The 24086-nt window shown below is 61.0% G+C and carries 21 protein-coding genes; 12 read left to right on the forward strand and 9 right to left on the reverse strand.

Going from position 1 to position 24086, the window contains the following annotated elements; translation table 11 throughout:
- Positions 1-12: 12 nt before the first annotated feature.
- The gene (locus D4A92_RS10410; RefSeq protein ID WP_203019720.1) at positions 13-1038 is read right to left on the reverse strand and encodes a LacI family DNA-binding transcriptional regulator; all 1026 of its coding nucleotides are present in this window, start codon (positions 1036-1038) and stop codon (positions 13-15) included.
- Positions 1039-1317: 279 nt separating this feature from the next.
- On the opposite strand from D4A92_RS10410, the gene D4A92_RS10415 reads away from it, so the two are divergent.
- From D4A92_RS10415 to D4A92_RS10450, 8 genes are all read left to right on the forward strand, one after another.
- The gene (locus tag D4A92_RS10415) at positions 1318-2670 is read left to right on the forward strand and encodes an ABC transporter substrate-binding protein (RefSeq protein WP_006726394.1); all 1353 of its coding nucleotides are present in this window, start codon (positions 1318-1320) and stop codon (positions 2668-2670) included.
- Between the two features lie 93 nt (positions 2671-2763).
- Positions 2764-4005 (forward strand): carbohydrate ABC transporter permease, encoded by a 1242-nt coding sequence (locus tag D4A92_RS10420; protein ID WP_203019721.1) that lies wholly within the window; start codon positions 2764-2766, stop codon positions 4003-4005.
- Between the two features lie 14 nt (positions 4006-4019).
- A complete protein-coding gene (locus tag D4A92_RS10425) occupies positions 4020-5183 on the forward strand; it encodes a carbohydrate ABC transporter permease (RefSeq protein ID WP_006726396.1) in 1164 nt (387 codons plus the stop codon).
- Positions 5184-5220: 37 nt separating this feature from the next.
- Positions 5221-6876 (forward strand): alpha-glucosidase, encoded by a 1656-nt coding sequence (locus D4A92_RS10430; RefSeq protein ID WP_203019722.1) that lies wholly within the window; start codon positions 5221-5223, stop codon positions 6874-6876.
- A 14-nt stretch (positions 6877-6890) separates the two neighbouring features.
- On the forward strand, positions 6891-7979 hold the full coding sequence (locus tag D4A92_RS10435; RefSeq protein ID WP_203019723.1) for an ABC transporter ATP-binding protein: 1089 nt from the start codon (positions 6891-6893) through the stop codon (positions 7977-7979).
- 151 nt (positions 7980-8130) lie between these two features.
- Positions 8131-8541 (forward strand): hypothetical protein, encoded by a 411-nt coding sequence (locus tag D4A92_RS10440; protein WP_425958171.1) that lies wholly within the window; start codon positions 8131-8133, stop codon positions 8539-8541.
- A 123-nt stretch (positions 8542-8664) separates the two neighbouring features.
- Positions 8665-9369: an SDR family oxidoreductase gene (locus tag D4A92_RS10445; RefSeq protein WP_203019724.1), complete on the forward strand. Its 705-nt coding sequence runs from the start codon at positions 8665-8667 to the stop codon at positions 9367-9369.
- Positions 9370-9554: 185 nt separating this feature from the next.
- A complete protein-coding gene (locus tag D4A92_RS10450; RefSeq protein ID WP_203019726.1) occupies positions 9555-10889 on the forward strand; it encodes a DUF2778 domain-containing protein in 1335 nt (444 codons plus the stop codon).
- A gap of 87 nt (positions 10890-10976) precedes the next feature.
- Here the strand turns inward: D4A92_RS10450 and D4A92_RS10455 are convergent, their stop codons facing one another.
- The gene (locus D4A92_RS10455; protein WP_203019728.1) at positions 10977-11762 is read right to left on the reverse strand and encodes a DUF4394 domain-containing protein; all 786 of its coding nucleotides are present in this window, start codon (positions 11760-11762) and stop codon (positions 10977-10979) included.
- On the opposite strand from D4A92_RS10455, the gene D4A92_RS10460 reads away from it, so the two are divergent.
- The 3 genes from D4A92_RS10460 to D4A92_RS10470 are packed head-to-tail and all read left to right on the forward strand — an operon-like array spanning position 11761 to position 13278.
- Positions 11761-12036 (forward strand): hypothetical protein, encoded by a 276-nt coding sequence (locus tag D4A92_RS10460; RefSeq protein WP_203019730.1) that lies wholly within the window; start codon positions 11761-11763, stop codon positions 12034-12036. The genes D4A92_RS10455 and D4A92_RS10460 overlap by 2 nt on opposite strands.
- A complete protein-coding gene (locus tag D4A92_RS10465; protein ID WP_203019732.1) occupies positions 12026-12577 on the forward strand; it encodes a sigma-70 family RNA polymerase sigma factor in 552 nt (183 codons plus the stop codon). The genes D4A92_RS10460 and D4A92_RS10465 overlap by 11 nt, the downstream gene beginning before the upstream one ends.
- Complete coding sequence (locus D4A92_RS10470; RefSeq protein ID WP_203019734.1) at positions 12574-13278, forward strand: anti-sigma factor; 705 nt, start codon at positions 12574-12576, stop codon at positions 13276-13278. Before D4A92_RS10465 ends, D4A92_RS10470 begins: the two co-directional genes overlap by 4 nt.
- 43 nt (positions 13279-13321) lie before the next feature.
- Here the strand turns inward: D4A92_RS10470 and D4A92_RS10475 are convergent, their stop codons facing one another.
- The 7 genes from D4A92_RS10475 to D4A92_RS10505 form a co-directional block, all read right to left on the reverse strand.
- On the reverse strand, positions 13322-15118 hold the full coding sequence (locus tag D4A92_RS10475) for a methyl-accepting chemotaxis protein (protein ID WP_203019736.1): 1797 nt from the start codon (positions 15116-15118) through the stop codon (positions 13322-13324).
- 275 nt (positions 15119-15393) lie between these two features.
- Positions 15394-17211 carry a phosphogluconate dehydratase gene (gene edd / locus D4A92_RS10480; RefSeq protein WP_203019738.1) on the reverse strand — a complete coding sequence of 606 codons (1818 nt, stop codon included), beginning with the start codon at positions 17209-17211 and terminating at the stop codon, positions 15394-15396.
- Positions 17212-17336: 125 nt separating this feature from the next.
- The gene (gene pgl / locus D4A92_RS10485) at positions 17337-18035 is read right to left on the reverse strand and encodes a 6-phosphogluconolactonase (RefSeq protein ID WP_203019741.1); all 699 of its coding nucleotides are present in this window, start codon (positions 18033-18035) and stop codon (positions 17337-17339) included.
- Between the two features lie 11 nt (positions 18036-18046).
- On the reverse strand, positions 18047-19519 hold the full coding sequence (gene zwf, locus D4A92_RS10490; RefSeq protein WP_203019743.1) for a glucose-6-phosphate dehydrogenase: 1473 nt from the start codon (positions 19517-19519) through the stop codon (positions 18047-18049).
- Between the two features lie 85 nt (positions 19520-19604).
- Positions 19605-19988 (reverse strand): hypothetical protein, encoded by a 384-nt coding sequence (locus D4A92_RS10495; protein ID WP_203019745.1) that lies wholly within the window; start codon positions 19986-19988, stop codon positions 19605-19607.
- 3 nt (positions 19989-19991) lie between these two features.
- Complete coding sequence (locus D4A92_RS10500) at positions 19992-21278, reverse strand: NAD(P)/FAD-dependent oxidoreductase (protein ID WP_203019747.1); 1287 nt, start codon at positions 21276-21278, stop codon at positions 19992-19994.
- 13 nt (positions 21279-21291) lie between these two features.
- A complete protein-coding gene (locus tag D4A92_RS10505) occupies positions 21292-22728 on the reverse strand; it encodes a glutamine synthetase family protein (RefSeq protein WP_040300092.1) in 1437 nt (478 codons plus the stop codon).
- Between the two features lie 122 nt (positions 22729-22850).
- Between D4A92_RS10505 and D4A92_RS10510 the strand changes: the two genes are divergently transcribed.
- Positions 22851-24032, forward strand: a complete 1182-nt coding sequence (locus D4A92_RS10510) for an NAD(P)/FAD-dependent oxidoreductase (protein WP_203019749.1) — start codon at positions 22851-22853, stop codon at positions 24030-24032.
- Positions 24033-24086 lie beyond the last annotated feature (54 nt).

Genomic DNA, 24086 nt, shown 5'->3' on the forward strand with positions numbered 1-24086 from the left:
TTGATCGCAGGGTCAGGGGGGTGCCGGCCCGGTCGAGGCCCGGACCACCAGTTCCACCTTCCACAATTCCTGCTCCGGTGGTGCGGGTGTGGTTTGATTGATCATTGCGATCAGCCGTTCTCCGATCCGCTTGCCGGCAGCGCGAAGCGACGAGCGCGTCGTCGTGAGCGGCGTCGAAAAGTTCTCCGGCTTCAGCAATGGCAGCTCGTCGTCATGCGCGATCAGGGAAACGTCCACGCCAAGCTTGAGGCCAAGCTCGTTCATCGCCCTGACGGCCCCGAGTGCCAGCACGGTACTGGCGCATAACACGGCAGTCGGCCGGTCCGGGCCGGACAGGATCTCCTTCATCCCGCGATAGCCCTGTTCGTCGCCCATGAAGCTGTGCCGTGTATGGCGAGGGTCGAGCAGCAATCCCCGGTCGGCCAGCGCCTTCTCCGTCCCCAGCCGTCGTCGATGGGCAAAGTCCAGATCGGCATGGCCGTTCAGCAAGGCGATCCGCTTGTGGCCGAGTTGCAGCAGGAAGCGGGTCGCATCGTAGAACGCCCCTTCATTGTCGACATCCAGAAACGGATAGTCCAGCTCAAGCCCCGAGGAGCGGCCGTGGACGATGAAAGGAAGCGATAGTGTCTTCGCCATCACGATCCTCGGGTCCTTCTCGCGAACATAGGCGAGATAGTAACCGTCCACGCTACCGCTGGCGGCGAGCCATCGGATCGCTTGTTCTTCGTCTTCGGCTTTGGAAGGCATGATGACGAAGTGGAAGTCTTGGAGGATCGCAGCCTCGGCCAGTCCGCTCTGAAACTCGGCGAAGTGCATGTCCGAACTGTGGTCGGGCGAGATTGGCATGATCAGCCCGATGGACCCGGCTTTTCCGGTGGCGAGCCTTTGCGCTGCGCGATTGGGCCGGTAGCCGGTCTCCTTCGCCGCCTGAAGCACGCGCCTGCGCGTCTCTTCGTTCACTTCGGGATAACCGTTGAGCGCGCGGCTGATCGTCGTCTGCGACAGACCGAGCATCTGCGACAATTCTTTGAGATTCACTGCTGGCATTCCTCTCCCGTGCAAGACCGCAGTTGCCTCCACAGGCGGCCAAAGCGCTTCGACTATGGCGCAGACCAGCGGGCTGCGACAAGAGGAAAATGATACAAATCAATGCAGTTGCTTCTTCACGAACGGGGAGTTGCGCCTAAATGTGGCAGTACCAGAAAAGCGCTTGACTCAGTGTGGACCCCAATGTGATGAAATAGGGGCCAAAGCGCTTTGAGGAAAACGCGCTGACCAAGGACGTTTGGCCGTCCGATGTGATGGGAGGTAAATCACATGAAGAAACTGTTTTTGATGACCGTGGCGACTGCCGCGCTCGTAGCCGGCTCGGTCGGCGCACAGGAATTGAAGTTCGCTCCCGGTGAAGATGCCAAGTTCAACTGGGCAAGTTTCGAAGAGCTGAAGAAGACCCAGCTCAATGGCGAGCAGATCACCATTTTCGGCCCCTGGCTCGGTCCTGACCAGGTCCTCGTCGAAAGCGTTCTGGCCTATTTCGCAGCCGCGACCGGCGCGGATGTACGCTATACCGGCTCTGACAGCTTCGAGCAGCAGATCGTCGTCGATCTGGAAGCCGGCTCCGCTCCCAATATCGCCATCTTCCCGCAGCCGGGCCTCGCGTCCGACATGGCAAAGCGTGGCTTCCTGACCGACCTCGGCGCTGAAAATGCCTCCTGGCTCAAGGACAACTACGCCGCTGGCCAGTCCTGGGTCGACCTCGGCACTTATGCTGGCCAGGACGGCAACACGGCTTTCTACGGCTTCCCCTTCAAGACCGACCTGAAGTCGCTCGTCTGGTATTCGCCTGAGAACTTCGAGGATGCCGGTTACGAAGTCCCTGAGACCATGGAAGAGCTGAAGGCTCTGACCGAGAAGATCGTGGCTGACGGAGGCACGCCCTGGTGCATCGGTCTCGGCTCGGGTGCTGCCACCGGTTGGCCGGCAACCGACTGGGTCGAGGACATGATGCTGCGCACCGCGTCCCCGGAAGACTACGATAAGTGGGTTTCCAACGAGATGAAGTTCGACGACCCGATAGTCGTCAACGCCATCAACGAATTCGGCTGGTTTGCCAAGAACGACAAGTTCGTCGTTGGCGGTGCAGGCGCAGTCGCTTCGACCGACTTCCGCGACAGCCCGAAGGGTCTCTTTGCCTCGCCGCCGCAGTGCTACCTGCACCGCCAGGCTTCGTTCATTCCGTCCTTCTTCCCCGAGGGCACGAGCGTTGGTGAAGATGCAGACTTCTTCTACTTCCCGGCCTATGCCGAGAAGGACCTCGGCAGCCCGGTTCTCGGCGCAGGTACCACCTTCGCCATTACCAAGGACAGTAAGGCTGCTCGCGCCTTCATCGAGTTCCTGAAGTCGCCGATCGCCCATGAAGTCTGGATGGCCCAGAAGGGCTTCCTCACCCCGCACAAGGGCGTGAACCCGGAAGTCTTCACCGATCCGACCGTTCGCAAGATGAACGACATCTTGCTGCAGGCCACCACCTTCCGCTTCGACGGTTCCGACCTGATGCCGGGCGCCATCGGCGCTGGCAGCTTCTGGACCGGCATGGTCGACTTTGTCGGTGGCAAGTCCGCCGAAGATGTTGCAAAGTCGATCCAGACAGCCTGGGACGGCATCAAGTAAGCTGCCGTAGAACAGTATTGCCTAACGAACGTCCGGGCTTCACCGCCCGGGCGCTCGCAAAAAAATCAGAAGGCATGCGGAGGGGAGACCAAGATGAATCCGGCGTTGCAGGCTCTGATCACGATCATCATCGGTGTCGGTGGGTGTATCGGTTATTTCTATCTGTCGAACGTGTTTGTCGACAGGGTGCTGTTCCCCGCCAAGGGAGAGCATGCAGGGCGCAATATCAACCGCGCCAACATGATACGTCCCTGGCTCTTCCTGTTTCCGGCGATCGTGGCACTCGGCCTCTATCTGGTCTATCCGGTCATCGCCTCGCTCTGGTTGTCGGTAACCAGCCGCAACGCGGGCGGCGCCTTCGTTGGTCTGGCCAATTATGAGCGCATGCTCGGCGAAACGAAATTCTGGGAAGCGATCAGTAACAATCTTTTGTGGCTGACCGTCGTCCCGGCCGCATCCACGGCCTTTGGCCTTCTGGCCGCACAGCTGACCGACCGGATTTCCTGGGGCAATATCGCGAAATCGCTGATTTTCATGCCCATGGCGATTTCCTTTGTCGGTGCATCCGTCATCTTCAAGCTGGTCTATGACACGCGCCCGGCAGGGGAAGAGCAGATCGGCCTTCTGAACGCCTTGTGGCTGTCCTTCGATGGGGGATGGGGCACGGTTCTGGTGCTTCGCGTTCTTCCGGCACTCCTGCTTCTCGCCTTCATCGCTTTCGTCGTCTACGGCATCTACCAGCTGTTGCGCCCGCTCTCCGGCGGCATCGGCTATCACGGCGGCAGTTCCAAATTCGGCGTGGTCGTGCGCGTTGCACTCACCCTGGCCGGCCTCTGGCTTTGCTATCGCGGGCTGATTTCCACCTACTCCGTCCTGACCGTCGAATATCCCTATGGCCAGCCGCAGACCTGGTTGACGATCCCCTTCTGGAACAACTTCTTCCTGATGGTGGTGCTGATCTGGATTCAGACCGGTTTCGCCATGGTCATCCTGTCGGCGGCGCTGCGCGGGATCCCGGAAGAAACGATCGAGGCCGCCGTCATCGACGGGGCCAACGACTTCGAGATCTTCTTCAAGATCAAGATCCCGCAGATTATGGGAACCGTCGTCGTCGTCTGGACCACGATCACGCTCGTCGTCCTCAAGGTCTTTGACATCGTCTTTGCCATGACCAACGGCCAGTGGGAAACGCAGGTGCTTGCCAACTACATGTTCGACAAGCTCTTCCGCGCCAATGACTGGGGCGTCGGCTCGGCAAGCGCCATGGTGATCATGCTCCTGGTTCTGCCGATCCTGATCTGGAACGTCTACAACGCTCGAAAAGAAATGCGCTGAGGGGAGGCGGGACCATGGCAAAGATTGCAGGCAAGAAATCCGGACTCGTCTGGGCCGTTCATCTCTCGGTAGCGGCACTGGTCGTCCTTTGGCTTCTGCCGACCGCAGGCCTCTTCATCTCCTCATTCCGCACAGCGGACCAGATCGCCACTAGCGGCTGGTGGAGTTCGCTATTTTCGCAGGAGCAGAACCTCGTCTTGAGAACCGCAGCGCCTTCGACCCAGCGCCAGGAAGGCAATCTCTGGGTCATTGAGGGCAATCTGCTCAGCGAAGGCGGGGCTTCGGCCGAGGCGGAGATCTCGACCTGGGGCACCACGTCGCGCGCCATCAGCGAATACGAACCCGGTGCGACCGCACCCATGGGTGACAGTGCTCGTGTGACCGTCCAGGAGAATGGTGACTATCGTCTGGAAAGCGATGTCGAGCTGACCGGCACCCGTGGCGATCGCATCTTCGTGACGGCGGAGCTGCCGCCGGAATTCACGCTCGACAACTACGAGACGGTGCTCTTCTCCGGCTCCACCACAGATTCTATGGCGAAGGCCTTCTTCAACACGCTGACCGTGACCATTCCCGCCACGGTGATCCCGATCGTGATTGCAGCCTTCGCGGCCTATGCGCTCGCGTGGATGGAATTCCCGGGCCGCGCACTGCTGATTGCGGCCGTGGTCGCACTCCTGGTCGTGCCGCTGCAGCTGGCACTCATCCCGCTCCTGCGCCTTCATTTGTCGATCGGCATCGGCAAGGGTTATCTCGGTGTATGGCTTGCCCATACGGGCTTCGGCCTGCCCCTCGCGATCTACCTATTGCGCAATTACATGGTCGGGCTCCCGCGCGACATCATCGAATGCGCCAAGGTGGACGGTGCGACGGATTTCCAGATCTTCACCCGCATCATCCTTCCCTTGTCCTTCCCGGCGCTCGCCTCCTTCGCCATCTTCCAGTTCCTCTGGACCTGGAACGACCTGCTTGTCGCCAAGGTCTTCCTGATCGATGCGACCGGCGAGACGACCGTGATGACGAACCAGATTGTCGAGCTCTTGGGCACGCGCGGCGGCAACTGGGAAATCCTGGCGACGGCCGCCTTCGTGTCGATCGCAGTCCCGCTCCTCGTCTTCTTCTTCATGCAACGCTACCTCGTGCGTGGCCTCCTTGCCGGATCGGTCAAGGGTGGCTGACGCCGGGTCTTCAGACCAAGCCAACAGGAATATGTGAATGAGTGCAGATGCAAATCCCGTCATGACGCCCGACAAGGACTGGTGGCGCGGCGCGGTGATCTATCAGATCTACCCGCGCTCCTATCAGGACTCCAACGGTGACGGCATCGGTGACCTGAAGGGCATCACAGCCCGTCTCGCCCATATCGCCGATCTCGGCGCCGATGCGATCTGGATCTCGCCCTTCTTCACCTCGCCGATGAAGGACTTCGGCTACGACGTCTCGAACTATGTCGACGTCGATCCGATGTTCGGCTCGCTGACGGATTTCGATGGCCTGATCGCCGAAGCCCACCGTCTCAACATCAAGGTCATGATCGACCTCGTGATGTCGCATTCGTCGGACCAGCACGCCTGGTTCGTCGAAAGCCGCTCCAGCCGGGTCAATCCAAAGGCGGACTGGTATGTCTGGTCTGATCCGAAGCCGGATGGCTCGCCGCCGAACAACTGGTTGTCGATCTTTGGCGGCTCGGCTTGGCAGTGGGATCCGACCCGCATGCAGTATTATCTGCACAACTTCCTGACCTCGCAGCCGGACATGAACCTGCACAATCCGGAAGTGCAGGACGCGTTGCTCGCCGCCACCCGCTTCTGGCTGGAGCGCGGCGTCGACGGCTTCCGCCTCGATACGATCAATTTCTATTTCCACGACAAGGAACTGAGGGATAACCCGGCCCTCGCGCCGGAGCGCCGCAATGCTTCGACGGCGCCTGCGGTTAATCCCTACAACTTCCAGGAACATATCTACGACAAGAACCGCCCCGAAAACATCGCCTTCCTCAAGCGCTTCCGCGCATTGCTCGACGAGTATCCGGCGATTGCAGCCGTCGGCGAAGTCGGCGACAGCCAGCGTGGTCTGGAAATCGTCGGCGAATATACCTCCGGCGACGACAAGATGCAGATGTGCTACGCCTTCGAATTCCTGGCACCGGAGCCGCTCACCCCGGACGTGGTGCGCAACACGCAGAATGCATTCGCAAATGCAGCCCCCGAAGGCTGGGCCTGCTGGGCCTTCTCCAATCATGACGTCGTTCGTCACGTATCCCGCTGGGGGGCGAACGTTCTCGATCGCGACGCCTATGCGAAGATGACCTCGGCGCTGCTTTTGACCCAGCGCGGCTCCGTCTGCATCTACCAGGGCGAAGAACTCGGCCTCACCGAAGCCGAAATCGCCTTCGAGGATCTCCAGGATCCCTACGGCATCCAGTTCTGGCCGGAGTTCAAGGGCCGTGACGGCTGCCGCACGCCGATGGTCTGGGACGACCATGCAATGCAGGCTGGCTTCTCGACGGCGCAGAAGACCTGGCTGCCCATCCCGGTCGAACATAACCTGCGCGCGGTCAACACGCAGTTTGGCAAGCCGGAATCCGTGCTCGAGCACTATCGCCGTTTCCTCGCCTTCCGCCGCCAGCATCCGGCCTTTGCCAAGGGCGACATCGTCTTCCACGACGCCGGCGACAATCAGCTGATCTACACCCGTGCCTTCGGTAACGAGAAGCTGCTCTGCGTCTTCAACATGAATGCTGAAGAGACCGCAATCGCGCTGCCATCCGGCGAATGGATCGGGCTTGAGGGCCACGGCTTCAACAGTGCAGTCAACGATAACAAGGTAGAGTTGCCGGCTTGGGGCGCATATTTCGCGCGCCACGCCTGACAGGGGAGGAAAGCATGACGGGTCTCGTTCTCAAGGACATCCGCAAGGCATACGGGCAGGTCAAGGTCCTGCACGGCATCGATCTGGAGATCAAGGAAGGCGAGTTCGTGGTCTTCGTCGGCCCGTCGGGCTGCGGCAAGTCCACGCTTCTGCGCATGATCGCGGGCCTTGAGGACATCACCGGCGGTGAACTCTATATCGACGGCCAGCTCGTCAACGATGTGCCGCCGTCCAAGCGCGGCATCGCGATGGTGTTCCAGTCCTATGCGCTCTACCCGCATATGACTGTCTACGACAACATGGCCTTCGGCATGCGCATTGCAGGCGAAAGCAAGGAAGAGATCGACCGTCGCGTTCGCTCCGCTGCCGGCATTCTTCAGCTCGATTCCTATCTCGATCGCCTGCCGAAGGCGCTGTCCGGCGGTCAGCGTCAGCGTGTCGCCATCGGTCGCGCCATCTGCCGCGACCCCAAGGTCTTCCTGTTCGACGAGCCGTTGTCCAATCTCGATGCGGCTCTGCGTGTCGCGACCCGCATCGAGATTGCCAAGCTCAACGAGCAGATGGCCGATACCACGATGATCTACGTGACCCACGACCAGGTCGAGGCGATGACGCTCGCAGACCGGATCGTCGTGCTCTCGGCCGGCAAGATTGAACAGGTTGGCCCCCCGCTCGAACTCTATGAGCGTCCGGCCAACCTCTTCGTCGCCCGTTTCATCGGCTCTCCGGCGATGAACATCATGCCGGTGACCGTGATCGGCACGGGCGAGGCGACCCGGATCAAGCTGAAGGATGGCTCGGAAGTCACCGTTGATGTCGCGACCGCCGCATCGGAACAGGGCAAGTCTGCGAGCTTCGGCGTCCGCCCGGAAGATCTGGCAATCGCAACCGGTCCAGAATTCCTGTTTGAAGGCAATGTCGACATCGTCGAGGCCCTCGGCGAAGTTACGCTTCTCTACGTCAAGGGACCGGTCGAAGACGAGGCGATCGTGGTCAAGCTGCCCGGCATTGTCGACGTCAATAAGGGGCAGACCCTGCGCTTTTCCGCAGACCAGACCAAGCTACACCTCTTCGACGCCGACGGTCAGACATACCGCCGCTGAGATTAACTCGATCGAACTGCTTAAAGCCCTGTTATCCTTACCGATGACAGGGCTTTTCCGTAGTCAGGAATGGCCCTCGCGCCAACACCGACTGTTAAGTTGTCACTGCTAGCTTTTTGCCCATAACAACTGACAAAAGACGAGGGCAGAAATGATGAGAGCGGCAAATGGCGGATCTCATTTCCTGAAGAAAGAGGAATCCTTCATGTACGACCGGGAGAACCGGTATCGCATGGAGGACACAATGAATGCGGGACGGCTCGAATACACCGAAAACGGCATGAGCCACATGGCCGCGCGGCGCTGCGACGTCTTGCGTATTTCGCTGAGCGGGGCCGTGATCGGACTGATCACGCAGGTGAACCTGCCCAAACAATTCTACCTCGATATTCCGGACGCCCGCATCAACAAGGTCGGTGCGGTGCTGATGAAGAGCTTTGCCAACAACACGGCCGAAATCCGTTTCCTGCGTCTTTTGACGCAGAAGGAACTGGATCGCATCTTCGTCTTCTCCACCCATCCGGCGCACAAGGACCGCGTGCTCGACGTCCGCAGCTGGTAAGCAGCGCGCCAACGAATTCTCTGAAGGCCGGTGCAGCAGACGCTGCACCGGCCTTCAGCATTTCTGACTGGACATCGCCGGGCTGACCTTTGATCTTCGCTTCCATCAAAGGGAGATACAGACATGTCCAGTCAGAAGGTCGCTATTGTCACGGCAGGGGGAAGCGGTATGGGGGCGGCGGCCGCAAGGCGCCTCGCTGCCGACGGCTTCAAGGTCGCCATCCTCTCGTCTTCCGGCAAGGGGGAGGCACTTGCCGCCGAACTCGAAGGCTTCGGGGTCACAGGGTCGAACCAGTCTCCGGAAGACCTCGCACGCCTCGTCGACGGCACCATGGAACGCTATGGCCGCATTGATGTCCTCGTGAACAGCGCAGGCCATGGGCCCCGTGCCCAGATCCTTGAGATCACCGACGAGCAGTGGGCGAAGGGCATGGATGTCTATTTGCTCAACGTCATCCGCCCGACGCGTCTCGTCACGCCAATCATGCAGCGCCAGAAGGCCGGCGTGATCATCAACATTTCCAACGCCTGGGCCTTCGAGCCATCCTCGATGTTCCCGACCTCGGCCGTCTTCCGCGCAGGCCTTGCATCATTCACCAAGCTCTTTGCCGATATCTATGCCGGTGAGAATATCCGGATGAACAATGTCCTTCCCGGCTGGATCGACAGCCTGCCGGCGACAGAGGAGCGGCGTGACGGTGTGCCGATGAAGCGCTACGGCACGAGCGAGGAAATTGCAGCCACGATCGCCTTCCTGGCCTCCGACGGTGCAGCCTACATCACAGGCCAGAATCTCAAGGTTGACGGTGGTTTAACCCGTCACGTTTGAAACTATCTCGACGTCGCGCCCGGAAATGCGACGATGAAGCGCCGGGCGTAAACCTCTTGGTTACCAAACTTCTTCATTCTTTAGAGCAGTCGACAGGACGCTCTTCGGGTTTTCTGTCCCAGTAAAGCCGGTTTCCGCTGCTAGGCGACCGGTTCTCCGAGTTTTGGTAAGCGAGTTCAGGTATCATGGCGTCCTTGGCCCCTCAGGTCATCGGTGGCAATCGCGCCGCCGTTCAAAAGACAAAGTCGCGCAGAAACAAGCGCGGCTCCAGCCTGCCGACGATCTTGGGCATCTCACTGGCCTGCCTCTTTTGGGGCACCGCGAGCCTTGCCGTTTTCAAGGGGCTGTCATCCTCGACGATCCAGGCACCGAGCATGGCAGGCCACAGCCTGCCGAAGCCGGAACTCGTTTTGTCGAAGCCGCTGGCGCCCCGCGCAGCACTGGCGCAATCGACGGATTTCGCGGCCCTTGAAGAAATGCGCAACCGCTTCGCCGAAGCGATCGCTGCCACTGACCATCTGGGCCTGCTGATGCTGCCTGCTGCCATGCGGCTTGCAGAGGTCGACAAGTCCGATCGTCTTCTGCTGGCCCGCGTCGAGAGCGTGACCGATTCCCAGGCCCTCGCTGTGCTGCGTGATGCGCTTGTGCAGGCGGAGGCAGGACGGCAGCAGGCAGCCCTTGCAACAGCGGCCCATGAACGCCGCAGCGACAGGGACGATGTTGATCCCGTCGTCACCGCCTCGATCCCGACGAATACCGCCGAGGTGGCGCCAGTCGCCCTCGGTTACGCGGCAACGCCAAGGGCAACCGAAACAATGGCCGCGGCCGATCCGCGCGTGGAGCCCTTCGAGGAGCTGCTTTCGGCACCGCAGACAGAAGATCACGGCGCGCTGCCGGATGATGGCCCGGTACCGGGTGCCAAGCCTCAGGCCAAACCGCGCGTTGAGCGCGTACCGGCGCCGGAAGCGCCTGTTGCCGCCGCCGCCACGCCGGAAAAGCCGAAGAGGAAGACGCTGTTCGGCATGCTGGCCTATGCCAAACCGGAAAATCCGATCACCACCGATGACGGGGCAGGGGGCATCTTCAACCGGAAGAACAGCCTGCCCGGTCCAGGCAGCCGCATCGCCGTCTATGTGATTGAGGATTCTGTCGTGCACATGCCCAATGGCGAGAAGCTGCGCGCCCATTCCGGTCGTGGCCACATGCGCGACAACCCAAAATATGTGCATGTGAAAAACATGGGGCCGACGCCGCCCAATGTCTACAAGTTGCGCATGCGCGAAGCCCGCTTCCACGGCGTCGAGGCCATTCGCATGAACCCTGTGGGCGATGCCAAGATGTATAATCGCGATGGCTTCCTGACCCATACCTACCTGCTACGCCGCCGCGGCGACAGCTCCGGCTGTGTGGTCTTTGAAGACTATAACAAGTTCCTCAATGCCTATAAGCGCGGGAACGTGCACACGCTGATCGTCGTGCCGAGCATGCGGGAGCTTCCCAAATATATGGCGATGCTCTGACAAAAAGGCCTCCGCGATGATCTCGCGGAGGCTTTCTCACTTTGGTTGGGCGAAGCCTGTCAATACAAGCTGCTTGTAAGCCCTGGCTTACATCGCCGGGATCACGGTGATCGACTTGATCTGCGCAGGCGCGCCGGTGATGTCACCGGTCTTCGTTGCTGCACCCGTTTCCAGGTTGACCGTGTAGAGCGCGCTGTCGGCAACCAGCCAGGCAGTGTTCATGCCGTCGGCACCTGCCTCGATATCGAAGGCATAGGTCGTCGGCGTGCTCTCGATACCCAGCTTGCCGATTGCCTTCAGCGTTCCGTCATTCGGCTTGGTCTGCTGGATCAATGCCCCGATCGTCGCGTCGATGTTGTACATCGCGGTCGTTTCCGGCTTTCCGACAGAATTCGTATAGGCGGCAGCGACAGTGTTCGGGGTTTCGCCCTTGTGCATGTCGCCTTCCTCGAAGACGAGGCTACCGTCCACGGTCACTTCGCCAGTGTCAGGATGGACACGGTGGTTGGTGGTGCCGGTCATGTAGCGCAGCCGATCGGCCGCCGGATTGAAGTTCACGACCACGGGCGCGTCGCCGATCGTCAGCGGCTTGTCCATCTTGGCAAGTTCCGTGGCGGCGCCGGTTTCCGGATCGATGGTGACGATGACGTTGTCCGCTGTCACGCCAACGATGGTCTGGTTGGCCGGGCGATAATCGATGCCGACGAGGCGATCGACACCGGTGACATCCATGGATTTGCTGATCGCGGGGTTTGCAGTGTCGAACATCACGAGCGTCTTGTCGCCTGCGAGACCGACGACCTGGGCGGCCTGGGCGCCAAAGGCCGTAAGGGCGGTGGCGGCTGCGAGGCTGAGGATACGGATGCTGGTCATGGAAAACTTCTCCCGTTTGCATGGTGGCGACACCGGTCTGGTGCCTCCTGATCTCAAGACACGCGGCAGATGCCGATTGGATGCAGGCGTCAGAAGTTTTTTTCTTCTGCATCCAGAAACCGTCTTTGCGTGTCTCCGAAAAGAAGGAGAAAGTCATGGACGTGGCGATGATGAGCGGCAGTTCTTCGACGGGCGCATCTGGTGCAGGTTGCCAAATCAAGCGGGTGAGCTACTTTCCGCGCAGGTTCTTGGAAGGAAGCTGGATGGAGAATGAGCAAGATAAGCTCGGTGCGGCGCTGAAAGCCTGTGCTGCAGGGGATCGCAAAGGCCTGGCCTTGATCTATGAGAGCGAGGCGCCTCGCATGGTCACGGTGGCTGAGCGTATCCTGCGGCGCCACGATCTGGCGGAAGAGATCGTCCAGGAGGCCTTCCTGCAGATTTGGAACAAGGCCTGGCAGTACGACCCATCCCGCGGCTCGGCACGAGGCTGGATCTTCGCCATCGTTCGATCACGCTCGCTGAATGCGCTCCGGGATGGAGGTCGGGAAGATCTGACCGAGACGGACAGCCTTGAGCGACTGCAGGATGAGAGCGCGGACGCGCTCTATCACGATCTATTCGATCAGCTCGACACCGCAAGTCGCTTGCGCGCCTGTCTCGGACGGCTCGACGGACTGCGTCGGAAGACGGTCATGATGGCTTATGTCTCGGGTTACAGCCACGGCGAGATCGCCGGTCGCTTGAAATTGCCGCTAGGAACCGCCAAGGCCTGGATCCGCCGATCGCTGGTCGCGCTGAGGGAGTGCATGGCATGAGCACATGGCACACACTCGCCGAACGCGCCGACGCCTATGTCCTCGGATTGATGGACGAGGATGAACATCGCGCTACCGAAACCGAGATGGAACGCGACGAAAGCCTCGCCCGTGCCGTCGCCGTTGCGCGTGATCGGTTTCTGGAACTCGACCTGGTCGGCCCGACCGCAAGCGTCTCCCCCGATCTCTGGGCAAGGATAGAACGACAGCTCGGTCCGCAGGAGCGACCGAAGAGTTCCGCGCCACCAGCGGCGGTCAACGACAACAGCCTTTCCTGGTGGCGAGGCTTCGGTCTGTCGGCCGCGGCCGCCTCGCTCCTGCTGGTCGGTGCCTTGTCCTACGCCCTGCTCGGTCGGGCGGAGCCGCAGGTGATTGCCGTCCTGATGAATGAGCAGGGTGAGCCGGTCGTGATGATCGAGGATTTCGGCAATGATACAGCCAGGGTAGTTCCGCTCACGGATGTGACTGTGGCCGAGGACCGGTCCCTGCAGCTCTGGACCTTGCCGTCTAGTGATACCGGGCCCGTATCGCTCGGCGTACTCGATGGCTGGCGGACGGCAACCGTCGCAGGGCCGGATCTTCCCGGGCCGCTCGAGGAGCAGCTTTACGAGATCACGGTGGAGCCTCTGGGCGGATCACCGACGGGCAAGCCGACAGGGCCGATCCTGGGCAAGGGCTTTGCGAAAGTGCCGCGCCCATGAGTGTGGGGTCGCGCCCGGTATGCGGGCGCGACGCTTGTCAGGCTCAGAACTCCTGCCACTCGTCCTGCTTGAGTGCTGCATTTCCATGCGTCTGCGCCGGGCGTGCTGGTGCGCGCCGGGGTGCGGCTGCCGGGCTGGACGGCGTGTGAGCGCGCACAGCGCCATGGGGTGCTGAGGTCGCACCCTGCTGGCCGGTGTAATGCCTGCCGAGGGTAAAGCGGGAGATGAACTGGCGAAGCCGCTGTGTCTCCGTTGCGAGCGTGGCGCTTGCTGCGTTGGACTCTTCCACCATGGCAGCATTCTGCTGGGTGACCTGGTCCATCTGGTTGACCGCCGAGTTCACCTCGGAGAGGCCGGTTGCCTGCTCGCGTGCCGAGCTCGCAATGGCCTGCATGTGGTCGTTGACCGCCACGATATTGTCCTGGATCGTCTTCAACGCCTCACCGGTCTCGCTGACGAGCTTGACGCCGTTCTTCACCTCTTCGGATGAGTTGCGGATCAGCTCCTTGATCTCCTTTGCCGCCTGCGCCGAGCGTTGTGCGAGTTCACGCACTTCCTGTGCCACGACCGCAAAACCCTTGCCGGCTTCGCCTGCGCGCGCCGCTTCGACGCCGGCATTCAGCGCCAGAAGGTTGGTCTGGAAGGCGATTTCGTCGATCACCCCGATGATGTTTGAGATCTGGTTGGACGACTGCTCGATGCGCGCCATGGCCCCCACGGCCTCGGCGACGATCTGGCCGGAGCGGGTTGCGCTCGTATCCGCGGCCTGGGTGGCGTGACGGGCCTCCTCGGCGCGCTTCGAGGCGTTGTTGACGTTGACGGTGATCTGGTCGAGGGCCGCTGCCGTCTCCTCGAGCGAGGCCGCCTGCTGCTCGGTGCGCTTTGAAAGATCTTCCGCGCTTGAGCTGATTTCGCGGCTGCCGCTGTCGATCTGGTCGGTGGATTGGGCCACGGCGCCAAGGGTAGTCGCAAGCTGAAGAACCGCGTCGTTCAGATTGGTTCTAAGCGCTTCGAAATCCGGAGCGAACGCGCGTTCGATCGTGAAACTGACATCACCCTTGGCCATCCGTCCGAGGGCGTCGCCGATCGTGTCCACGGCATGCACACGCTCGGTCACATCAGTGGCGAATTTCACCACCTTGGTCACACGGCCGCGATCATCCATGATCGGATTATAGGACGCGTTGATGACGACTTTCTTGCCGCCCTTGCCGTATCGGGTGAACTCGGCGGCCTGGAACTTGCCGGATCGCAACTGCGTCCAGAATTCCTGGTAATCCGCGCTGCGCGCATACTCGGGGTCGACAAACAGACTGTGCTGCTTGCCCTTGATCTCGTCCATTCGGTAACCGAGGGCTTCAAGGAAGTTCTGATTGGCGGAAACAACTTCGCCTTGCGGCGTGAATTCGATGATAGCCTGCACACGGCTGATGGCCTCCATCTGGTTCTGGAAGTCCAGATTCTGCAACCGTTCCTTGGCATTGGCCCATTCGACGACGAAGCCGGTGGTTTTGGCGCCATTCTTCAACGGCGTGACGATCAGGTCGAAAGCCCGGTGGCCGACCCAGATGGTTGCCTTGTGCTGATTCTTCAGGCTCGACAGCATGTTGCGCTGATGGCTGGGATCTTTGTGGAAGATGTCGATGTTGCTGCCGATAAGCTTGTCGAAGTCGAAGCGCGGCAATTCTTTCTTCAGGTCACTTTCCGCTTCCTTCAACATCGCCTTCGTCGCGGTGTTCATGTAGCGGATGTTGAGCTTTTCGTCCGCGATCATGATATTCGCGGTAATGACTTCAAGCGATTCAAGCTGTGCGCGGTTGTTTGTAGACAGTCCAAACATAGTGCCTTGGTCCTTTGGCCAATTTCCTTCTTCAGAAACCGGACCGCGCATCCAAAAGGTAGACAAAGGGCGAAGGTGCTGCCGCAGAATCGTCGAGTTTGTATAACTTGTTGTTATCGCGTTTGTTTCCGTACCAAGATATACAAAATTAGTAGTATCGAATGTGTTAAAATGAATAATGGCGTTGACGCTGCCGGAAGAGAACTGTCAATCGGAATAGACAAAAGGCCGCGATTACTCGCGGCCCTTGAGCTTAATTCTACGAATTGAGGCGCTTAGAACAGGACGCTTGCGCCCTGGTCGGCAGGTCCGGCGATCCGGCGGAAGCTGGCAAACAGCTCACGGCCCATGCCGAACTCATTGTCGTCGAGATTGGTGGTGGCAAGCGGTCGGGCGTCGAACTCTGCCGCATCGACCAGAACTTCGAGCGTGCCGGCAACAGCATCCAGCCGCACCATGTCGCCGTCCTTGATCCTGGCGATCGCGCCACCGTCGACGGCTTCGGGCGTCAGATGGATCGCTGCCGGTATCTTGCCCGACGCACCGGACATGCGCCCGTCGGTCACGAGTGCGACCTTGAAGCCGCGATCCTGCAACACGCCAAGCGGTGGCGTCAGGCGGTGCAGTTCCGGCATGCCATTCGCCTTCGGTCCCTGGAAGCGGACAACCGCGACGAAGTCGCGCTCCAGCTTGCCGGCCTTGAAGGCGTCCTGCAGTTCCTGCTGATCGTTGAAGACGATTGCGGGGGCCTCGATAACGTGACGCTCCGGCTTGACGGCCGAAATCTTGATGACCGCCTTGCCGAGATTTCCCGTCAGCATCTTCAATCCGCCATTCGCCTGGAAAGGCTTGTCGATCGTTGTCAGCACCTTCGGATCGGCACTCACGTCCGCGGCCGGCTCGCGATGGACGGTGCCGTCGTCGGCGAGCTTCGGGTCGATCGTATAGGCAGCGAGACCCTGACCATAGACGGTTCGCACATCGTCATGCACGTAGCCAGCCTTGAGCAGTTGCTTGATCAGGAAGCCCATGCCACCGGCGGCATGGAAATGGTTCACGTCGGCAAGCCCGTTCGGATAGACGCGCGCGAGCAGCGGCACGATGTCCGAGAGCTCCGAGATGTCCTGCCAGGTGAGCTGGATGCCGCCTGCGCGCGCCATGGCGATCAGGTGGATCGTGTGGTTGGTCGAGCCACCGGTCGCATGCAGGCCGACAACGCCGTTGACGATCGAGCGTTCGTCGATCATCTCGCCAGCCGGCGTGAACTCGTTGCCGAGTGCTGTGATCGCCAGCGCCCTCTTGGTCGCTTCCTTGGTCAGCGCATCGCGCAGCGGTGTGCCGGGATTGATGAAGGAAGCACCGGGCAGATGGAAGCCCATGATCTCCATCAGCATCTGATTGGAATTGGCGGTGCCGTAGAAGGTACAGGTGCCCGGGCCGTGATAGGACTTGGATTCCGCTTCGAGCAGCTCGGCACGCCCGACCTTGCCCTCAGCATAGAGCTGGCGGATGCGCGACTTCTCGTCGTTCGGCAGGCCCGTGGTCATCGGTCCGGCCGGGATGAACACCGAGGGGAGGTGGCCGAAGGTGAGTGCCGCGATCATCAGGCCTGGCACGATCTTGTCGCAGACGCCGAGATAGACGGCCGCATCGAACATGTTGTGAGAAAGGCCGATGCCCGCCGCCATCGCAATCGCGTCGCGGGAGAACAGCGAGAGCTCCATGCCGGGCTGGCCCTGGGTTACGCCGTCGCACATTGCGGGAACACCACCCGCGACCTGTGCCACGCCGCCGGCTTCGGATGCTGCCTGGCGGATCAGTGCCGGATAGGTCTCGAAGGGCTGGTGTGCCGAGAGCATGTCGTTATAGGCGGTAATGATGCCAAGGTTCGGCACCACGTCGCCGGCCAACGCTTCCTTGTCCCTGGGCGAACAGACCGCGAAGCCATGGGCGAGGTTGCCACAGGACAGTGTCGAGCGATGCACGCCCTTGGAGATCGCCCGGCGCGTGCGGTCGAGATAGGCTTCGCGGGTCGGCTTGGAACGCTCGACGATCCGCTTGGTGATGGCTTCGATACGGCTGTCTGCAGTCATCGGATATGGCTCCTCATCTGGCGCGGGCGCTTAAGGGCGCACATCGCGCAAAGGCCTCCTTGGCCGGGAAACTCGTCTTATGCGCATCAACCTGCCGAACACCTCCGGCAGGCAGGGCTCTGCCCTCAGGGCGCCCAATAGATGTCGGGCGTCGTCCGGGCCCGTTCAAGAACGGCCCTGATCGGCATGTCTTTCTCGTCCGTGCCGGCCAATGCCTTGTCCAGTACGGCTTTCTTTTCAGCCCCTTCGATATGCACGACCAGAAGGTCTGCATCGTGAAGCGCGGAAAAGGAGAGCGTCAGGCGGGCTTCGCCAGCGCCCGGCGCTTCCATGGTCATGACGCGGCGCGGTTGTGAGAGATCGAGCGCTGCGTCCAGATGATCGCCGCCCGGAAAGAAGGAGGCTGTGTGCCCGTCGGTCCCCATGCCGAGAATCGCGACGTCGAAGGGCTCGGTCATCCCGGGCACGATACCCGATGCCGTCTTCGCCGCTTCCTCGATGGTCGCTTCCGGGCGATAGAGCGGCACGAACTCGGCGGCTGACGCTTCGTTCTTCAAAAGATGCGTCTTGACCAGCAGATGGTTCGAGCGCGGATTGTCTTCTGGCACAAAACGTTCATCGACCAGGGTGACTTTCACTTTGGTCCAGTCGAGGATGCGTGTCGACAGCGCCTCGAAGAAAGCCTTGGGCGTCGAGCCGCCGGAGACGGCAAGCGTTGCCGCGCCCTTGTTCGCGATCGCACCGGAGAGCGCAGAGGCCACGGCATCGGCAAGCCCGGCTGCAAGCGCCGCGCCTGTCTCGAATGTTTTCATGTGATGCGCCATTGGCCCGGGCCTCAGTCTATTTCGTGCCAGGTGCGGCCGTCACGCTCGATCAGCGCAATGGCCTGGCTCGGCCCCCAGGTGCCGGAGGTGTAGCCTTGAGCCTTCTGGCCGATCTCTTCCCAGGATTTGAGGATCGGATCGCACCAGTTCCATGCTGCCTCGACTTCGTCGCGGCGCATGAACAGCGTCTGGTTCGAACGAATGACGTCCATCAGAAGGCGTTCGTATGCATCCGGATTGCGCACGTCGAAGGCCTGGGCAAAGCTCATGTCGAGCGACACATGGCGCAGGCGCATGCCGCCCGGGCCCGGATCCTTGATCATCAGCCACTGCTTGACGCCTTCGTCCGGCTGCAGGCGGATGACGAGCTTGTTGGCCTCGATGCGGCCAGCCGCGTCGCCGAAGATCGAATGCGGGATCGGCTTGAAGGTGATGACGATCTCCGACATGCGGGTTGCCAGACGCTTGCCGGTTCTGAGGTAGAAGGGCACGCCCGCCCAGCGCCAGTTGTTGATCTCGGCCTTGATCGCGACGAAGGTTTCCGTGTCCGACGTCGCTCCGAGTTCTTCCTGGTATCCGTTGACGGCGCCACCGGCGGAAGCGCCCGCGCGGTACTGGCCGCGCACGGTCAGCTTCTCGACATTGTTCGGCGTGATCGGCTTCAGCGAGCGCAGCACCTTGAGCTTCTCGTCGCGCACGGCTTCCGCGTCGAGCGAGGAGGGAGCTTCCATGGCGACCAAGCAGAGGAGCTGCAGAATATGGTTCTGCACCATGTCACGCAGTGCGCCGGCCTTATCGTAATAGGTCACGCGGCCTTCGAGGCCGACGGATTCGGCGACCGTAATCTGCACATGGTCGATATGGGCGGAATTCCACAACGGCTCGTAGAGCGCATTGGCGAAACGCAACGCCATCAGGTTCTGCACCGTCTCCTTGCCGAGATAGTGATCGATACGGAAAATCTGATCTTCCTTAAACACCTTGCCGATTGTGTCGTTGAGGATCTGCGCCGAGGCGAGGTCGCGACCGATCGGCTTTTCAACGACGATGCGGGTCGATTTGGTGATCAGCTTGTGGTCGCGGATCTTGTCGGCGATATCGCCGAAGATTGACGGCGAAACCGCGAGATAGAAGGCGCGGACAATGTCCTTGCCGGTGTCGAGAAGTTTCTTCAGATCTTCCCAGCCCTGGTCCGACTTGGCATCGACAGAGACGTAGTGGACGCGGTCGAGAAACTTCGCGACTTCGCTCTCTTCCAGCTCCTCGGCCTTCAGGTGCTCATGAAGCGCATCGAGCGTGAACTTGCGATACTCTTCATGCGTCATCGCCGTACGCGAAGCACCGATGATACGGGTCGGCTCCGTCAACTGACCCGCCAACTGGCGGTGGAACAAGGCAGGCAAAAGCTTGCGCTCTGCCAAGTCGCCGGTGCCGCCGAAGACGACGTAGTCAAAGGGTTCAACGGGGATGATCTGGCTGCTCATGCGCATCTCTCGTTCGGCAAATTCGTTGGACAGGTTCTAATCTAATCGATTTAAAAAAGCCACCCTTGCGGCAGCGATTTTGTCTTCACACCGCGTTGAGCCCCTGTGCCACCGCTGTTCTGCGACAATGAATCACACGTCCGGATGACGGCGGCGCGACGCTCAAACCGCAGAGAACGCCGAACAGGAGGATGTAGGCCAACCAGCGGAAGGGACCTCTCCGGCCATCCTGGCCGGGTTCGCCGACTGCGGTCAACAAATGCAGGGCGTCTGTTGCCTGCCGTGCCGGCACCAGAATAGGGCAGCCGCCCAGCGCCGAGGCATAGTGCGAGTAGTTGTTGAGCATGTGGATCGGCTCGGCGGCAATGAGGATGTCATGCGCTGCAAGATACGATCGTGTCACGGCAAAATCGGCGGCATTGAAGACCCTTGCCACCCGCACCAGCGCGTCGTCACGCAGTTCTGCCACGCTTCAGAACCGGTCCCGGAGCGCATACCAGGTGAGCGCGAGGAACAGCAGCGGCTTGCGCAGGCTGGCGCCGCCGGGGAAGGGCGGGATCTTCAGGTCCTTGAGCACGTCGAGCTCTCGGGCATTGCCGGCCACCATGTCGGCATACATCTTGCCGCAGTAGTTCGACAGCATCACGCCATGCCCGGAATAGCCGGCGAGCGATGTCACGCCGGGCATCACGTCCCGGGCAAAAGGTTTGCGCGGCAGGGTAATGCCGACCGAGCCACCCCAGCCATGGGTGATCTCGATGTTCTTGAGATCGGGATAGATCTCGGCGATCTGCCGGCGGATATGGGTCGAGATATCGCGGGGGCTGTCGGCGGTATAGGCCTCGCGCCCGCCGAACAGCAGCCGTCCGTCGCGGCTCTTGCGGAAGTAGCGCACCACGAAGCGACTGTCGGCCACGGCCTCGGAGCCCTTGAGTACCTGCGGGAATTTGCTCAGCGGTTCCGTCGCTCCGATGAAGGAGCGGATCGGCATCACATGCGATGCCGTTACCGGTTCCAGATTGCCGATATAGGCATTGGTCGCGATCAGCAGCCGTTCGGCGGTGATGGTGCCGCGCGCCGTGTCGATCACGGTCTTGCCGCCTTCCTGGCGAATGGCGGTCGCCGGCGTCATTTCGTGTATCCTGGCGCCGGCCTGGTGGGCCACGCGTGCGAGGCCGACCAGCAGCTTCAGCGGATGGATATGACCCGTGCCGGTATCGCGCACCCCGTAATGATACCGCGTCGAACCGACACGCTCATGCGTCTCTTCCCGGTCCATGAAGGAGATATGCGGATAGCCGTAACGCACCGCCATGACCTCGGCATCGTGCCGATAGTCCGATTCCCAGCCGCGCTTGTGCGCTACGTTCAACTGGCCGGGCATGTATTCGATATCGATGCCGTGCTGCTCGGCGAAGTCCAGCAGGTAGTGCTTGGCGTTTTCCGCCATGTCGAAGAGCGCCTTCGACCGTTCGAAACCGAGCTCGGCTTCCAACTCGCCAGGCCAGGCCCTTTGGCCGGTGCCGAGCTGCCCGCCATTGCGCCCCGAAGCGCCGTCCCCGAAGCGGCTGCCTTCGATCAGTACGACCGAGACGCCCAGGCGTGCGAGATTGAAGGCCGCCTGCAGACCTGTGAAGCCGCCACCGATGATGGCGACGTCAGCGGAGACAGAGCCATCGAGGGCCGGATATTCCGGCCGCTCGCCCACACTTGCCTGATACCAGGAGATCCCCGGCGCGATCGGGCTTTGCCATGTCATGGGTTCGCCTCCCTCATACGTTGAGCAGGAGGAATTCGCGTTCCCACGGGCTGATCACCTGCATGAAGGTCTCGAACTCGCCGCGCTTCACACCGGCATAGAGGCCGACAAACTCTGAACCGAAGACCTCGTGGAAGTCGGTTTCACCCTCGAGCAGGGCCACGGCTTCCAGGAGGCCGCGCGGCAGGTCGACGGAGCCTTCATTGGCCGAACCTTCTGCCGCCGCCGTCGGCTCGATTTCCTTGACGATGCCGAGATAGCCGCAGGCAAGCGACGCCGCGAGCGCCAGATACGGATTGGCGTCCGAACTCGGCAGGCGGTTCTCGACGCGCCGTGCCGCGGAATCCGAAACCGGCACGCGGAAGGCCGTCGTGCGGTTGTCGTAACCCCAGGCATTGTTGACGGGCGCGGCCATATCCGGCGTCAGGCGACGGTAGGAATTCACGTAAGGCGCCAGCATCACCAGCGAGCTCGGCACATATTTCTGCATGCCACCGATGAAGTGGAAGAATTCCGGCGAGGCCGAGCCGTCGGGGTTGGAGAAGATGTTCTTGCCTGTCTTGGCGTCGACCACCGACTGGTGGATATGCATCGCCGATCCCGGCTGGCCCTGCATGGGCTTTGCCATGAAGGTCGCATAGATCCCATGCTTGAGCGCCGCTTCGCGGATCGTGCGCTTGAACATGAAGACCTGATCAGCAAGCTCGATCGGATTGCCGTGGCGCAGGTTGATTTCCAGCTGTGCCGGACCCTCCTCGTGGATCAGGGTGTCGATCTCCAGCCCCTGCTTCTCCGAGAAGTGATAGATGTCGTCGATCAACTCGTCGAACTCGTTGATCGCGGCGATCGAATAGCCCTGGCCGCCGATGATCGAACGACCGGAGCGCCCCTTCGGCGGATGCAGCGGATAGTCCGGGTCGTCGTTCATCGCGACGAGATAGAACTCGATTTCCGGCGCAACCACCGGCTTCCAGCCCTTTTCGTCGTAAAGGCGCAGCACGTTCTTCAAGACATTGCGCGGCGTGTAGGAGACGTTCTCCCCGTCCACATTGACGATGTCGCAGATCACCTGTGCGGTCGGATCCGTTTCCCACGGCACGACTGAAAGCGTCGAAAGATCCGGCAAGAGCTTCAGATCGCTGTCGCGCGGCTCGTAGCGAAAATTCGCCGTTTCGTCAGGATATTCGCCGGAGATCGTATGGCGATAGAGCGCCGAGGGGAGCGCCAGCGACGTGTTCGAGGTGAATTTCGACGACGGCATCATCTTGCCGCGCGGAACGCCGGCTAAGTCAGGCGTGATGCATTCGATATCCTCGATGCCGCGGGCTCTCAGCCAGGTGGCCGCTTCCTTCCAGTTCGAGACGCCGCGCTTGGATCCGGGATCCGGCGGGATCACCGCCTTCTTGGAGGGAGCACTGTGGGATCTCATCATGGATTTCTTCGCGGGCATGTCTCACCGGTTGGTTGTTGATGCGGGTCATCATAGCCAGACTTTGGCCTTTGGCCAGCCGGACGCGTTGACTTTGATCATAAGTTTGTCGAGACAGGCGGCAGATCCCCGGGAGCATCAGCATGGCCAGCAACTACGACGTCGCGATCATCGGAGCCGGTGCCGCCGGCATGATGGCGGCTTTCACAGCGGGTCAGCGGGGCAAATCCGTCATCGTTCTCGACCATGCCAAGGCGCCTGGTGAAAAGATCCGCATCTCCGGTGGCGGCCGCTGCAACTTCACCAATCTTCATGCCGGCCCTAAGAATTACATTTCTGAGAATCCGCATTTCGCCAAGTCGGCGCTCGCCCGCTACACACCTTATGATTTCATCGCCATGGTCGACCGCCACAAGATCGCCTGGCACGAAAAGACCCTTGGCCAACTCTTCTGCGATGACAGCGCCAAGGACATCATCCGCATGCTGCTCGAAGAAATGCGCGCGGTGCATGTCGACCTGAAACTCTCCTGCGAAATTTCCGAAGTTGAAAAGGGCCCGGACGGTTTCCGCCTCTCCACGAGTGAAGGACCGATCCGTGCCGCAAGCCTGGTGATGGCATCAGGCGGCAAGTCGATCCCCAAGATGGGCGCGACCGGCTTTGCCTATCGCATCGCCGAGCAGTTCGGCCTGCCCGTCACCGAAACCCGGCCGGCTCTCGTGCCTCTCACGCTCGAGCCTAATCTCCTGGGCGAACTGTCGGAGCTCTCCGGCGTCGCCGTCGATGCCGATGTCGCTTGCGGCAAGACCCGCTTCCATGAGGCGCTCCTCTTTACCCATCGCGGACTGTCCGGCCCTTCCATCCTGCAGATATCAAGCTATTGGCGGGAAGGCGACGAGATCCAGCTCTCGTTAGAGCCTGGCGTCGATATCCTCGAACACCTGAAGACGGCCAAGCGCGAAAACGGCCGACAGCAGGTCCAGACCGTGCTTGCCCAGTATCTGCCCAAGCGCCTCGCTCAATATCTCGCGGAGACCGCCAAGCTGGAACGTCCGCTCGCCGATCTCCCCGACAAGGCCTTGTCATCGCTTTCCGAGCGCATCCGCCGCTGGCCGATCAAGCCTGCGGGATCGGAAGGCTACCGCACGGCCGAAGTGACGCTCGGCGGCGTCGACACCGACGCGCTCGACAGCCGTAGCATGCAGGCGAAAACCGTGCCGGGCCTCTACTTCATCGGTGAGTGCGTCGATGTCACCGGCTGGCTCGGAGGCTATAATTTCCAGTGGGCCTGGGCTTCGGGTCATGCGGCCGGCGAGGCCGTCTGAGCAAAGTCTCACGCTCCGGACAAGCTTATGCGGGTAATTCAGAGCTTGTTAACA

Origin of the sequence: Rhizobium rosettiformans, assembly GCF_016806065.1 — a bacterium.
Lineage (GTDB): Bacteria > Pseudomonadota > Alphaproteobacteria > Rhizobiales > Rhizobiaceae > Allorhizobium.

What these genes read in the sequence shown, in the direction of transcription:
- D4A92_RS10415 (WP_006726394.1), top strand. Translation starts at nt 1,318, where the DNA reads ATGAAGAAACTGTTTTTGATGACCGTGGCGACTGCCGCGCTCGTAGCC.
- D4A92_RS10420 (WP_203019721.1), top strand. Translation starts at nt 2,764, where the DNA reads ATGAATCCGGCGTTGCAGGCTCTGATCACGATCATCATCGGTGTCGGT.
- D4A92_RS10425 (WP_006726396.1), top strand. Translation starts at nt 4,020, where the DNA reads ATGGCAAAGATTGCAGGCAAGAAATCCGGACTCGTCTGGGCCGTTCAT.
- D4A92_RS10430 (WP_203019722.1), top strand. Translation starts at nt 5,221, where the DNA reads ATGAGTGCAGATGCAAATCCCGTCATGACGCCCGACAAGGACTGGTGG.
- D4A92_RS10435 (WP_203019723.1), top strand. Translation starts at nt 6,891, where the DNA reads ATGACGGGTCTCGTTCTCAAGGACATCCGCAAGGCATACGGGCAGGTC.
- D4A92_RS10440 (WP_425958171.1), top strand. Translation starts at nt 8,131, where the DNA reads ATGATGAGAGCGGCAAATGGCGGATCTCATTTCCTGAAGAAAGAGGAA.
- D4A92_RS10445 (WP_203019724.1), top strand. Translation starts at nt 8,665, where the DNA reads ATGTCCAGTCAGAAGGTCGCTATTGTCACGGCAGGGGGAAGCGGTATG.
- D4A92_RS10450 (WP_203019726.1), top strand. Translation starts at nt 9,555, where the DNA reads ATGGCGTCCTTGGCCCCTCAGGTCATCGGTGGCAATCGCGCCGCCGTT.
- D4A92_RS10460 (WP_203019730.1), top strand. Translation starts at nt 11,761, where the DNA reads ATGGAAAACTTCTCCCGTTTGCATGGTGGCGACACCGGTCTGGTGCCT.
- D4A92_RS10455 (WP_203019728.1), bottom strand. Translation starts at nt 11,762, where the DNA reads ATGACCAGCATCCGTATCCTCAGCCTCGCAGCCGCCACCGCCCTTACG.
- D4A92_RS10465 (WP_203019732.1), top strand. Translation starts at nt 12,026, where the DNA reads ATGGAGAATGAGCAAGATAAGCTCGGTGCGGCGCTGAAAGCCTGTGCT.
- D4A92_RS10470 (WP_203019734.1), top strand. Translation starts at nt 12,574, where the DNA reads ATGAGCACATGGCACACACTCGCCGAACGCGCCGACGCCTATGTCCTC.
- D4A92_RS10475 (WP_203019736.1), bottom strand. Translation starts at nt 15,118, where the DNA reads ATGTTTGGACTGTCTACAAACAACCGCGCACAGCTTGAATCGCTTGAA.
- edd (WP_203019738.1), bottom strand. Translation starts at nt 17,211, where the DNA reads ATGACTGCAGACAGCCGTATCGAAGCCATCACCAAGCGGATCGTCGAG.
- pgl (WP_203019741.1), bottom strand. Translation starts at nt 18,035, where the DNA reads ATGGCGCATCACATGAAAACATTCGAGACAGGCGCGGCGCTTGCAGCC.
- zwf (WP_203019743.1), bottom strand. Translation starts at nt 19,519, where the DNA reads ATGAGCAGCCAGATCATCCCCGTTGAACCCTTTGACTACGTCGTCTTC.
- D4A92_RS10500 (WP_203019747.1), bottom strand. Translation starts at nt 21,278, where the DNA reads ATGACATGGCAAAGCCCGATCGCGCCGGGGATCTCCTGGTATCAGGCA.
- D4A92_RS10505 (WP_040300092.1), bottom strand. Translation starts at nt 22,728, where the DNA reads ATGCCCGCGAAGAAATCCATGATGAGATCCCACAGTGCTCCCTCCAAG.
- D4A92_RS10510 (WP_203019749.1), top strand. Translation starts at nt 22,851, where the DNA reads ATGGCCAGCAACTACGACGTCGCGATCATCGGAGCCGGTGCCGCCGGC.